9 protein-coding genes are annotated in these 12,520 nt (G+C 56.7%); 8 read left to right on the top strand and 1 reads right to left on the bottom strand.

Annotated features, from left to right (window positions below; genetic code table 11):
- Positions 1 to 32: 32 nt before the first annotated feature.
- The 6 genes from B1C80_RS02660 to B1C80_RS02630 all read left to right on the top strand — a co-directional run bounded on the left by B1C80_RS02660 (position 33) and on the right by B1C80_RS02630 (position 10,099).
- Positions 33 to 1,736, top strand: a complete 1,704-nt coding sequence (locus B1C80_RS02660; RefSeq protein WP_077919486.1) for a DUF885 domain-containing protein — start codon at positions 33 to 35, stop codon at positions 1,734 to 1,736.
- A gap of 97 nt (positions 1,737 to 1,833) precedes the next feature.
- On the top strand, positions 1,834 to 2,469 hold the full coding sequence (locus B1C80_RS02655; protein WP_236648570.1) for a gluconate 2-dehydrogenase subunit 3 family protein: 636 nt from the start codon (positions 1,834 to 1,836) through the stop codon (positions 2,467 to 2,469).
- Positions 2,470 to 2,563: 94 nt separating this feature from the next.
- A complete protein-coding gene (locus tag B1C80_RS02650) occupies positions 2,564 to 4,288 on the top strand; it encodes a GMC oxidoreductase (protein ID WP_077919484.1) in 1,725 nt (574 codons plus the stop codon).
- A 180-nt stretch (positions 4,289 to 4,468) separates the two neighbouring features.
- Positions 4,469 to 5,116, top strand: coding sequence for a hypothetical protein (locus B1C80_RS28290; protein ID WP_161492695.1), 648 nt, complete (start codon positions 4,469 to 4,471; stop codon positions 5,114 to 5,116).
- A gap of 415 nt (positions 5,117 to 5,531) precedes the next feature.
- The gene (locus tag B1C80_RS02635; RefSeq protein ID WP_236648569.1) at positions 5,532 to 7,559 is read left to right on the top strand and encodes a gliding motility-associated C-terminal domain-containing protein; all 2,028 of its coding nucleotides are present in this window, start codon (positions 5,532 to 5,534) and stop codon (positions 7,557 to 7,559) included.
- Positions 7,560 to 7,645: 86 nt separating this feature from the next.
- Positions 7,646 to 10,099, top strand: a complete 2,454-nt coding sequence (locus tag B1C80_RS02630) for an OmpA family protein (protein ID WP_077919481.1) — start codon at positions 7,646 to 7,648, stop codon at positions 10,097 to 10,099.
- Between the two features lie 3 nt (positions 10,100 to 10,102).
- On the opposite strand, the gene B1C80_RS02625 is transcribed toward B1C80_RS02630, so the two are convergent.
- Complete coding sequence (locus B1C80_RS02625; protein WP_077919480.1) at positions 10,103 to 10,801, bottom strand: hypothetical protein; 699 nt, start codon at positions 10,799 to 10,801, stop codon at positions 10,103 to 10,105.
- A 148-nt stretch (positions 10,802 to 10,949) separates the two neighbouring features.
- On the opposite strand from B1C80_RS02625, the gene ispE reads away from it, so the two are divergent.
- Positions 10,950 to 11,783 (top strand): 4-(cytidine 5'-diphospho)-2-C-methyl-D-erythritol kinase, encoded by an 834-nt coding sequence (gene ispE, locus B1C80_RS02620; RefSeq protein ID WP_077919479.1) that lies wholly within the window; start codon positions 10,950 to 10,952, stop codon positions 11,781 to 11,783.
- 72 nt (positions 11,784 to 11,855) lie between these two features.
- The gene (locus B1C80_RS02615) at positions 11,856 to 12,452 is read left to right on the top strand and encodes a heme-copper oxidase subunit III (protein ID WP_077919478.1); all 597 of its coding nucleotides are present in this window, start codon (positions 11,856 to 11,858) and stop codon (positions 12,450 to 12,452) included.
- Positions 12,453 to 12,520 lie beyond the last annotated feature (68 nt).

Here is a 12,520-nt window from a genome sequence, read left to right as displayed (position 1 = left end):
ACGGCCATACCTACCTGTTCGCAGCTACTCTTATGACCAGACCATTCCTGCTTCTGTTTACGCTTACCCTTGGCCTGTGGGCCTGTCAGACAAGCGACTCCGGTAACGCTTCCTTCGGCAAACTGGCTGACGAGTACGTGGATGCCTACTTGGCCAGCAATCCGGGCGAGGCCGTTTATCTGGGCTACCACGAGTACGACGGAAAACTGATCATCCCCACAGCCCAGACGATAGACCGCCAGCTCCAACAGTTGCGCCAGTACGATTCGACCTTTGCCCGGCTGGATACGACGGGCCTGTCGGTCGATGAGAAGGTGGATTATAAGCTGCTGACGGCCAGCATAAAATCACGCATTCACGACATCGTGACGATGAAGGTGTACGAAGACCCGATGACGTATTCGGTCAACCTGAGTCCTTACATCGAACGCAACTTTGCCCCGGCGGCCGACCGGGCCCGCTCGGTGGTAGCCATTGCCCGCCAGCTTCCGGCCTACTTTGCCGCGGCCCGGCAGAATCTGGGCAAAAACCCGCCCCGCGAGTACGTAGAGGTGGCCATTGAGGGATTGCGGGGCAGCGCCGACTACATGCAGAACGACATTCCGAAGGCGTTTGCCTCGGTGGCAGACGCAACGGTGCAGGCAGATCTGAAAGCCGCCCTCAGCCAGGGTGCCGACGCTACCAAGGCCTTTGCCACGTACCTCGAAACGGCCGTGCTGCCCGGTGCCAACGGGTCGTTCGCCATCGGGGCCGACAATTACCGCAGGATGCTGCTGTATAACGAGTGGATCACCGCCGACCCCGACAGCCTGCTGCAGCTGGGCATGGACCAGCTCGCCCGCGAGAAAGCTGAATTTGCGGCAGCCGCCCGCGTTATCGACCCGGGCAAAACCCCCATGGAGGTATTCAAAACCATCCAGGCCGAGCACCCCACCGCCGATAGTCTGCTGGCCGCTACCCGTAACCACTGCGAAGCCATCCGGCAGTTTCTGATTGACCGGCAGATCGTGACCGTTCCGTCGGAGGTGCGGGCAACGATCACCAAAACGCCCGAATTTATGGTTGGCTCTACCGCGGCCATGAACACGCCGGGGCCGTTTGAGCGCCCAGCCGCGTCAGAAGCCTATTACTACATTACCCTTCCCAAAAAAGAATGGACGCCCCGCCAGCAGACCGAATGGCTCACCCTGTTCAACCGCTACGTGGCGGAGGTGATTTCGGTTCACGAAGCCTACCCGGGCCACTACGTCCAGTTCCTGCACCTCAACGCGTCGCCGGTGAGCCGGGTCCGCAAGATGTTTGCGAGCTATGCTTTTGTTGAAGGCTGGGCGCACTATACCGAGCAGATGATGCTGGAAGAGGGCTTCGGGCAGGAAGGCGACGCCGTTACCCGGGCCAAATACCGCATGGCCCAGCTGTCGGAGTCGATGCTGCGCTACTGTCGGCTGGTCTGCTCCATTCAACTGCATACTCACGGCTGGACCGTGGCCCAGGCTACCCGGTTTATCATGGACAACTGCTATTACGAAGAAAAACCAGCTTATGAAGAAGCCCGCCGGGGTACGTTCGATCCGGGTTATCTGTCGTACTCGCTCGGAAAACTGCAGCTGCTGGCCCTGCGGGAGGAGGTAAAGAAAAAACAGGGTAGTTCATTCGTGCTCAAGACGTTCCATGATCAGCTGCTCGATCATGGCATGCCGCCTATAACTCTACTAAGCCAATTGCTTAACCTGTAAGTAATTCATCCTCTAATCGTACAATCCAGTCTCGGATTGTTATATATTTGTTGCTCCTATTAACGTTCTAGTTGAAAGATTAACTCGCTTTACGCAGATGAACAGAAGAGACGCCCTCATGCGGGTGGCCGCGCTGGCCGGAGCCACCATGTCGTTACCCGCATTGGCCGACACCCTCGAAGCCTCGGCTGCCCAGCGCGCCCTGACCAACAAACCGGTTTTCTTTACGGCTGATCAGGATGCCACCGTGGCCGAGCTGGCCGATACTATTATTCCGACGACTAGCACGCCCGGAGCCAAAGCCGCCAAAGTAAACGAGATCATCGATATTCTCGTGAAAGACTGCTACAAGGAAGCCGACCAGAAGGCGTTTCTGGAAGGACTGGCCCGGACCAACAAACTCAGTCAGGATGCCTACGGAAAGGCCTTCGTACAGCTTGACCCGACTCAGCGTATCGAGATCGTGAAAAAGCTAGAAGCCGAAGCCAAACAGCAGAAGGCCGACATGGCCGCTGCCAAGGCGCAGAACGCCAGCGGTCAGCAGGATGTGCAGATGCCCGGCGAGAAACGCAAGAGCGCGACGCCCTTCTTTACCATGATCAAAGACCTGACGCTGACGGGGTACTTTACCTCGGAGGTAGGCGCTACGCAGGCACTGGAGTACGTGGCCGTTCCGGGTCGGTACGATGGTTGTGTACCGCTCAAAGCGGGTCAGAAAGCCTGGGCCATCTAATCTAACTTAACGCACAGTGAACGATTGCCGGCAAGAAGGCTGCCGCTGAGGAGCCCCCGTCAGGCCGCATCGTTCCTCATCCATTTCGAGAATCATGAACCTTAATATTGACGCACAAAAAGATATGACCTACGACGCTATCGTTGTAGGTTCGGGTATATCGGGTGGCTGGGCCGCTAAAGAGCTGACACAGAAAGGCCTGAAAGTGTTATTGCTGGAACGCGGTCGCGATGTGAAGCACATTGAAGGCTATCCTACCGCTACCAACAACCCCTGGGATTTCCCGCACCGGGGTCGCGTAACCACGATGGCCGCCGAAGAATACTGGGCCAACATGCGTACCGGCTATACGGCCAATGAGGAACACCGGCATTTCTTCGAGAACGATAAGGAAAACCCGTACCTCGAGAAAGAAAACCGCAAAGTAGACTGGATTCGCGGATACCACGTGGGTGGCCGGTCGCTGATGTGGGGTCGTCAGAGCTACCGCTGGAACAAAGAAGATTTCATGGCCAACCTGAAAGAAGGCGTTGGTGTCGACTGGCCCATCCGGTACGAAGATCTGGCGCCATGGTATACCTACGTAGAAGGCTTTGCCGGTATTTCGGGTAACAAAGACGGGCTCGATGTATTGCCCGATGGTAACTTCCTGCCGCCGATGCAGCTGAACTGCCTCGAGAAAGAAGCTAAAAAACGGATCGAGAAAGCGTTTGGCAAACGGACGGTGACCATTGGCCGGACGGCCCACCTGACCCAGCCCAAACAGCTGCACTACGACCTGGGCCGGGCGGCCTGCCAGTTCCGGAACCAGTGTATGCGCGGTTGCCCATACGGCGCTTACTTCAGCTCGCAGTCGGCTACCCTGCCGGCGGCTTTCAAAACCGGTCGTCTGACGCTGCGCCCCGATTCGATCGTATCGGAGGTGATCTATGACGAGAAAAAAGGGAAGGCAACGGGCGTTCGGGTCATCGACCAGAACACCAAAGAAGTACGCGAGTATTTTGCCCGGATTATCTTCCTGAACGCGTCGGCTTTTGCGAGTACGTCGATCCTGATGAACTCCAAATCGCGCCGGTTCCCGAACGGCCTGGGTAACGACTCCGACCAGCTGGGCCGTAACATCATGGACCACCACCTGGCAGCGGGTGCGTCGGGTATGTTCGAGGGCATGGAAGACCAGTACTACTACGGCCGTCGCGCCAATGGCGTATACATTCCGCGCTACCGGAACTGGGCCGGCGACAAACGCGATTACCTGCGTGGCTTCGGCTACCAAGGTGGCGCCAGCCGCGGAGGCTGGAACCGCGGAAACGGCGTAGATGGTTTCGGTGCTGATTTCAAGGAAAGCCTCACCACACCGGGTCCATGGTCGATGAGTCTGGGTGGTTTCGGCGAGATGCTGCCGGATCCCAACAACCGCATGACCCTGAGCTCCGATAAGAAGGATAAGTGGGGTCTGCCGTTGATCGTGTTCGATGCCGCCTATGGCGATAACGAGCACAAGATGCGGATCGATATGATGAACGATGCGGCCGAGATGCTCGAAGCCGCTGGTTTCAAAAACATATCGGCCTATAACGACAAGACCAAAAATCCAGGCATCGGTATTCACGAAATGGGTACCGCCCGCATGGGTCGCGATCCGAAAACGTCGGTTCTGAATTCGCACAACCAGATTCATACCGTCAAGAACGTCTTCAACACAGACGGTGCCTGTATGACCTCGGCTTCGTGCGTAAACCCGTCGCTGACGTACATGGCCCTGACCGCCCGTGCGGCCGACTTCGCCGTGAAGGAAATGAAGAAAGGCAATCTGTAAGATACAGACCTAATAAAAGCAGGAAAGCAGCGGGCGAATACCCCCGCTGCTTTTTTTGTGCCCTACGAAATAAAAAGATTAAAATCTATTTATTTGACAGACTAACAAAACAATTCAGTTTTTAGGCGAGTTATGTTAGTGAATGTCAAGTAAATTGATAAACAGAAATTTTGCTCAACTATGAAAAAGGTAATAGTAATGGGTTGGATGCTGGTAGCCGGCATGGCCCTCAACGCAACGGCACAGACCACTAATTCAACGACAGGTTCAGGTTCGACGGGTACGACCGGTACCGGAACCACCGGAACGGGAACCTACTCCAGCGGTACGAACACCGGAACCAACTCGGGTACGTATCAGACCCAGCCACCGACCACTAACTCGGGTACAACCGGCTCGGGTACGTACAACTCAGGTACGACCACCGGAGCCGGCACAACGACCGGATCGGGTACGATGAATAACTCGGGCACCACCACGGGCTCAGGTACGTATTCGACCCAGCCGCCAACCTCGACCAATACGGGTACAACCACGGGTTCGGGCACCACGACCGGCTCGGGCACGATGAACTCAGGTACAACTACCGGTTCGGGTACCTACAACTCAGGCTCGACGACTCAGCCGCCGACCTCTTCTAACTCAGGATCATATTCGACCGGTACCGGTACGATGAACAGCGGCTCGACCATGTCGACCGACTCGCAGTCGGGCACGACCGATCGGATGAATAGCGGCTCGACCGGTAACAATACTAACCGGAAGAAAAGCAGAAGCTCACGCTCGTCGTCATCATCGTCGACCACCACAACACCCCCGCGTAAGTAATTACCAGGAGTGAATTCGAGCACCGGGCGGTATCCTTCTCAGGAAGGCATACCGCCCGGTTTTTTATGCCCTGTCGGGGACGGTTGCGCCGATTTCTATTTCCATACTTGGCATGGTTTGTGATAATTGGGAGGACGATGATTTGTTAACGAAATTTCAGCTTGGTAACATCTCATTGGTTCAGCTATTCACTTGTTTATGTGACCTGTTTTGGTGGGTCGCTTACAATTGATGACTTGGCATGATATTCGACTGATCCCTCACAGGCTGATTGTAGAGTATGACGAAACAAGTACATTTTACTTTTCTTAGGAGTATTGGGTGGATTATAGGCAGTTATCTGATAGTGGTATCGGCGCTGGCTGGTACGACCGGGCCTGTTTCTGCTGATACCTGTCGGCATCCGGAGCCGCCAGTGCTTACTGGCTCGGCTACGTCGGTTTGTCGTTATGAAGCGGTAACGCTAAGCGCCACCGGCTGCGCAGGAACGGTAGTCTGGTCAACGGGTGATACCGGCCCGACACTAACGGTTCGACCGGCCCGGTCGACCACCTATACGGCCATCTGCCGACTCAAACCAGGCTGCATCAGCTGTTTCTCCGAACCCTATCTGGTTACCGTCAAAACGCCTTCGACGCCGGCCGTTACAGCCTCGGCCACCCGCGTCTGCCCGGGCGATCCGGTTACCCTCACCGCCAGCGGCTGTGCCGGAACCGTTCGGTGGCTCGGTCCCGGTGATGCGGAGATAGGTATCGGCTCAACTTATTCAGGTACGCTAACCCAGAGCGCTTTTTTTCGGGCCGTTTGTGAACAAAACCAGTGTCTGAGCAGCGCATCCCGACGAACGGGGGTCGAGGTGGCCATACCAGCCGTACCTCTTGTGGCCACCGATAAGTCGACGGTTTGTCTGGGTCAGGCGGTGCAGCTAACGGCCTCGGGCTGTCTCGGTACGGTTCGCTGGTCAGACGGCACAACTGGTATCACAACCCGGGTAAAGCCGGCCGCATCGACCACCTACAAAGCCGTTTGTCAGATTGGCACCTGCCAGAGCGATAGTTCGGCCGGAGTGCGGGTAGAGGTGCAGCCGTCTGACAAACCGCTGATCCTGCTGACGAGCCTGCAAAATAGCTGTCCGCTGATGACGGCCGATCTTACCAAAGCTATTCGTGAGTCAGACGCAGCCAGCCAGCAGCTGCGGTATTCGTTCCGGAAAGGCACGCAGCCAGATGCGCCCGCCGTACAGTCGCCAACGGCTGTTCTGGCTGGTACCTATTACATAATCGGGCAGGATGAGAACGGCTGCCTGACCGAACCGAAGCCGGTTCTGGTATCGATTTCGGCCTGTGCCAATGCAATACCGCCCTGTTTGAGCAGCCCGGCTACCGTACGGGTCTGGATCGACTCGCTCAACTGGTCGGCCGGGGTCGTAACCCTGCGCGGCAGGCTGGGCGGCTCGGCCGAGCGGGTCGAGTGGCAAAGTTCGGGTGGGGGGCTGTTTACGGATGCCGGCCCCGCTACCCGCTATCTGCTATCGGAACAGGACCGGCAGCGCGGAGCAGTCACCTTTACGGTTCAGACCCCTGATCCCGACGGCAACGGCCCCTGCGTAGGAGCCTCTGCGCAACTGACGGCCCAGGCTCCGCATCCGGAAATGATTGGACTCAGTATGGCCGTCAGCGAACCGCTATGGCTAACGGGAAGCAAAGGTCGTCTGGTCGAGTTGACATACCGGCTCAGCGTAGTGAACAGCGGCCGGAATCCCCTTCAGCACGTACAGCTTTCCAATAACCTGGAGACCGCATTCGGAGCGGTTGGTGCCCGGCTGGAGGCCGTAACCGTTCGGGCCGATGCGGGTCTGCTGCTGAACGCAGCCTATACCGGACGCGGGGCCGATACGACGCTGTTAGGGGTCGGTAACCAGTTGTTGGCAGCCGCCCGGGCCAACCTGTGGATAACCGTTCGGCTGGCGGTAGACCAGGCGCAGACGCTCACCTTTACCAATCAGGCCCTCGCCTGGGCCACCGATCTGAATGGTACCATATGCCGCGATCAGTCGACCAGCGGGGTAGAGGCCGATCCTGACCGAAACCAGGACCCCACGGATAATAGCGAACCAACCCGGGTAACGATCCACAGCCTGCCTCCCGGCGAATCGGCAACCGCCTTGTTTATTCCTGATGGTTTTTCGCCCAACAACGACGGGATCAACGACCGGTTCGTGATCCAGCAGGTACCGCCGGGCGTGTCTATCCGACTGGATGTATATAATCGATGGGGGCAGCTCGTTTATCGTCAGAACGAGTATAAGAACGACTGGGATGGTACTGCTAATCAGGGCACTGCCGTTACGGCCCGACAGGGCCTGCCCGATGGTACCTATTATTACCAGGTGCAGTTGAGTGACGGCAGGGAGTTTAGTCGTGTCCTAACACTGATGCGGTAATTTTTTCCAGGCGTGTTTTGTATGCAAATTTGTTTGCCGATTAAGTATATCTACCAGACTTGACAGGCAGACCAGTATTGATAGCAATGAGTAAGAACCTGATTAGTTGGATCGTAGGCGTGGGTATGTGGCTGAGCAGTTTGACTGCCTGGGCACAGGTCGATTCCTTGTTGAGGCAAGCCGACCGCCTGCTCAACTATAAAGCCTATGGCCGGGCTATTGATGCCTATACGCAGCTTTTAACCGACCAGGGTGCCCAGCTTAGCCCGGCTCAGAAATCGACGGTTCAGGGCCGGCTGGCTTATGCCTATCAGCAGGTAGGCGATGGACCCAAAGCCGAGCGATATTACCGCGAAGCCCTCAACAGCAGCACTGGCGACGATCCGCAGCAGACCCTGCAATACGCGCAGACCCTGGCCGGCAATGGGAAATTTCAGGAGTCTCAGCAGCAGTATGAACGGTATCTGAAGCTGAAAGAGAAAATGCAGGAGCGCCGGGCCGATGCCGGAGCGGTGGGGCTGGGCGCGCAGGCTGGCGGTCGGAACGAGTCGATCCGGTACCGGCTCGAATTTCTGGACCTGAACTCGTCGGGCGAGGAGTTTAGCCCTGCTTTTTACCAGGACGGGCTGGTCTACGTGTCGGGTACCAAGGGTGGCTCGACGATAGAAACCAGTGGCAAGGGGGGCGGTTCGGGTTATCTCGATCTCTTCTATGTGCCTAACCGAAACGGGCTTAAGATTGCCAGCATCATCAACGCCGACGGCAGCACCAGTAAAGTCGAAAACCAGCGGGTCAGAACCGGTGGCGTTGGCCGGGATCATTATACGCCCGGTACGGCCAACGACTCACGCATCGTTACCGGTTTTGAAGGCGGGGTCAACATTGCTCAGGGACTGGGCTACGACGTTCGGCCCGTTAGTCCCTCGCAGCGGTTCAGCAAAACCCTGAACACAAAATACCACGAGGGCCCGGCTACGTTTACCCGCGATGGCAGCCGGATCTATTTCACCCGCAACAACTACAACGACGGACGCTCCCGGAAGAGCGCCGAAGGGGTTAATAAACTCAAGCTGTATACCGCCCGCCAGCAGAACGGCGCCTGGGCCGACATCGAAGAACTGTCTTTCAACAGTGATGAATACTCGGTTGGTCACCCTACGCTGAGCCGCGACGGGCAGCTGCTGTATTTCGCGTCCGACATGCCCGGTGGTTCGGGTGGTACCGATCTGTACGTAAGCCGTTATCAGAATGGGCAGTGGGGCAAGCCGGTTAACCTGGGCCCTACGATCAACACCAAAGGAAACGAGCTGTTTCCGTTCGTCGACGATGCGGGTAACCTCTACTTCTCGTCCGACGGGCGCCGGGGGCGGGGCGGTCTCGATATTTTCTTCGCAATCCTGACGAATGGGAGCAACGTACAGGCTGTTGAGGCACTCGGCGAACCGATCAACTCACCCCAGGACGATTTCGGCCTCATTACCGATGCGAACCGGCAGGGCGGCTATTTCAGCAGTAACCGCCGGGCGGGCAACGACGATATTTACCGGTTCGTGCGCGAGAGCTCGCTGTTCGAGTGCCGCGACCTCACCATCCGACTCTACGATACCGAAACGGATCAGGCGCTCGACAGCGTAAGTGTGCTGGTCAAAGCCCGGGGCGAAGGCCGCGCCGACCAGACTCTCATTACCGACGCCGGTGGGTTTGTGCGCCTGTGTCTCGAAGCCAATAACGACTTTATGTTCCAGGCCAGCCGCGACGGCTACGTCACCAGTACGATCGGCTTTTCATCGCGTGACCTGGCCGACGATCAGCCCAGCCGGATCGAGATGGGGATCACCAAACCAACGGTGATCATGGATACCATTGCGGCCAATCCCGTCAATAAATATACGGCCGGGCCGCTGACCCGATCGCGCGTGCGGGGTATGGTCGTCAGCGAGCGCGACCGCCGACCGCTGGAGGGGGTTACCGTTCGGTTGCGTAACGAATGTGACCGGAGCCAGCGCGAGTATGTTACGGGCGCCGACGGCCGCTATCTGTTCGATATTGTCGAAGGCTGCGACTACACCCTGATTGCCTCGAAAGCCGCATTCGGCACCAATACGAACCGGATCAGGCGCCTGCCGAAGAAAACCAAACCCAAGGAGGTATCGGCCGACCTGCGGATGCTGAGCGTGGGTGACGTGGTTACCATCGACAATATCTACTACGATTTTGGGGGCGTGAGCCTGCGGGCCGATGCTACCCGCGAGCTGGAAAAGCTGGTGGCGACGATGCGCAAGTACCCATCGCTGATCATCGAAATCCGTTCGCATACCGACAGCCGGGGTGAAGCTGCGCGTAACCAGGTCCTGTCTGAGCAGCGCGCCAAAGCCGTTGCCAATTACCTGGCCTCCAAAGGCATCAGCCGCCGGCGTATTACCACCCTCGGCATGGGCGAAACCCAGCTGGTCAATAACTGCACCGACGAGGTGATCTGCACCGAAGCTGAACATCAGCGCAACCGCCGAACCGAATTCCGGGTCGTCGAAATCAAATAGCCGTTATGACTGCGGACGCCGGGATACATACACAACCGCCGGGGACTCCGTCAGGGAAGAAAGTATCCGGTTCGTTTCCGGTACGTGAGTACCATATACCGCCACATACAGGCGATTCCTGGAATCGAGATGCAGGGCATTGATTCCGTGCCTGAATGGAAGCGCAAGCAGGGTAGTTCCTTCAGCTGTCTGCCTCAGAATATCGGCCGGATTAACGTAGGCTGATAATGGGTCTTCGGCCTTAGGTGTTGAGTTTTCTCTGATGGTATAGACCGTTCCGTCGGTAGCAGAGGCAGCATTGATTTGCAGGCGTAGCTCAGTTGGGTTCATATCTTTTTGCCAGGTCTTGCCGCCATCGACGGTATAATCGGCATATCGATCATACACGAACTTTTGCTGTGGGGTACCGCCCCCGTTTGTTACATTCCAGAGCGTGTCATGCCTGAGAATGATCCCCTGCGGCCCATAATGACGCCTGCGAATCAGCTCCCAGCTTTTACCCCGATTGCTTGTTTTATAAATCTCAAACGTGGTTGCCACGAATAGCGTACCGTCCAGGTCGCCTGCTACCTGCCTGGCTTCCCCGCCGGAGGGGATTTCCAGCCGGAGCCAGTCCGGATCGGCCGGGGTGACAGACGTAGCGGTATCGACACAGGCCGCGAGGGCCAGACTGGTCAATAAAAAGAAGAAAAACGATTTCATACCGTATCGGTAAGCTAAGCTCTCATCATATATAATAGATGTCAATATATACATTCGTTTCTCATCTTCTCCAAATAAATAAGGGTAGTTTTTCCGTTCTCTCTGATCTGCCTGCCATATTCGCTGTTCATTTCCTGCTCTTGTTCTGATGCTGACGTTCCCTAACGCCAAAATCAATATCGGCCTGCGCATTACCGATAAGCGGCCCGATGGATTTCATAACCTGCAGTCGTGCTTTTACCCCGTTGGCTGGACCGACGTGCTGGAGATCATTCCGGCCGACCAGTTCGGGTTTGCCAGCAGCGGCATAACCATTCCCGGCGACGAGCCCGGTCGGGTCGACGCCAATCTATGTGTGCGGGCCTATAGGCTGCTCAGGGCCGATTATCCCGGCTTGCCACCAGTACAGATGCATTTGCACAAAATCATCCCGATCGGAGCAGGGCTGGGGGGCGGCTCGGCCGACGCAGCCTTTGCGCTGAAAAGCCTGAGCGAGCGCTTTGGTCTGAACCTGACTGCCGATCAGCTGGAAAACTACGCCCGGCAACTGGGAAGCGACTGCGCCTTCTTTATCCGAAACCAACCCGTATACTGCACTGAAAAGGGCGATGTGTTCAGCGAAATAGGCGTCGACCTGACGGGCTATTATATACTGCTGGTCTACCCCAATCTGGCTATATCGACGGCCGAGGCCTATGCCGGCGTGCGCCCGCGCCTGCCCGATGTACCCCTGCGCGATCAGTTGCTGGAACCCGTCAGTATCTGGCACAAAACGGTTCATAACGATTTTGAAGACAGCCTCTTTCCGAAGTACCCGGTGCTCCCGGCCATCAAGCAGCAACTGTACGAAGCCGGCGCCGTTTACGCCAGCATGAGTGGTTCAGGATCTACACTTTACGGGATTTTCGATGCGCCCATAGTCATCCCAAACCAATTCCGGGCGTACCGCGTTTGGGAAGGGAAGCCCGGAGCAGGGAAGTAGTTGTTTGAGTACGAATCTGAACGCATCCGAACCAACCGAAGTAAACAGCCGGGACGCTGAAAACGGAACGACATGAGCAATTTTGTGACGAAACGGCGGGAGCCGTTCCGCTTTATGGTATGGCTGGGTATTGCCAGCAGCGTGATGTTCTTCACGATTCTGCTTGCTTCCTACATCATTCGTCGGGCCGGGGCGGGCTGGACCGACGTAAAGCTTCCCAACGTCTTTCTGATCAGTACGGTAGCGATACTGCTGAGCAGCCTCACGCTCAACAATGCCAACCACGCCTTCCGCCACGAGCGGTTCAAAAGTTACCGGACCAATATTGCCAGTACGCTGGTGTTGGGTACGCTGTTCATGCTTCTGCAGGGCTGGGGGTGGCGGCAAATGATTCTGGCCGGTATTGGACTGTCAGGTAATCCGGCCGGTGGTTTCGTTTACGTCATTTCAGGCATTCATCTGATTCACATCCTGATCGGTCTCGTTTTTCTGGTCATCGTGCTGGTCGAGGCTCTGCGTCGCCGGCCCTACGTCGATTCATTCGTATACAGTGTAAACCCGCCCAACCGGCTCAAGCTCCAGCTGATTACCCTCTACTGGCATTTTGTCGATATTCTCTGGATCGGCCTGTTTGTGTTCCTGATCGCCCACCACGGACTGGCCTGGTAAGTACGCTTGTTTTGCTACATGCTGATGGTCAGCATATTGTGGATCAACTTTGGCTTGACTTACAACGA

Origin of the sequence: Spirosoma sp. 209 (assembly GCF_002006735.1) — a bacterium.
Taxonomy (GTDB): Bacteria; Bacteroidota; Bacteroidia; order Cytophagales; family Spirosomataceae; genus Spirosoma; species Spirosoma sordidisoli.
Note: the sequence above shows the minus strand (reverse complement) of the source record. Positions and strands in the feature narration are given on the sequence as shown.

Excerpts from the sequence above, each read along its gene's own strand:
- B1C80_RS02660 (WP_077919486.1), top strand. The coding sequence starts at position 33 with ATGACCAGACCATTCCTGCTTCTGTTTACGCTTACCCTTGGCCTGTGG.
- B1C80_RS02655 (WP_236648570.1), top strand. The coding sequence starts at position 1,834 with ATGAACAGAAGAGACGCCCTCATGCGGGTGGCCGCGCTGGCCGGAGCC.
- B1C80_RS02650 (WP_077919484.1), top strand. The coding sequence starts at position 2,564 with ATGAACCTTAATATTGACGCACAAAAAGATATGACCTACGACGCTATC.
- B1C80_RS28290 (WP_161492695.1), top strand. The coding sequence starts at position 4,469 with ATGAAAAAGGTAATAGTAATGGGTTGGATGCTGGTAGCCGGCATGGCC.
- B1C80_RS02630 (WP_077919481.1), top strand. The coding sequence starts at position 7,646 with ATGAGTAAGAACCTGATTAGTTGGATCGTAGGCGTGGGTATGTGGCTG.
- B1C80_RS02625 (WP_077919480.1), bottom strand. The coding sequence starts at position 10,801 with ATGAAATCGTTTTTCTTCTTTTTATTGACCAGTCTGGCCCTCGCGGCC.
- ispE (WP_077919479.1), top strand. The coding sequence starts at position 10,950 with ATGCTGACGTTCCCTAACGCCAAAATCAATATCGGCCTGCGCATTACC.
- B1C80_RS02615 (WP_077919478.1), top strand. The coding sequence starts at position 11,856 with ATGAGCAATTTTGTGACGAAACGGCGGGAGCCGTTCCGCTTTATGGTA.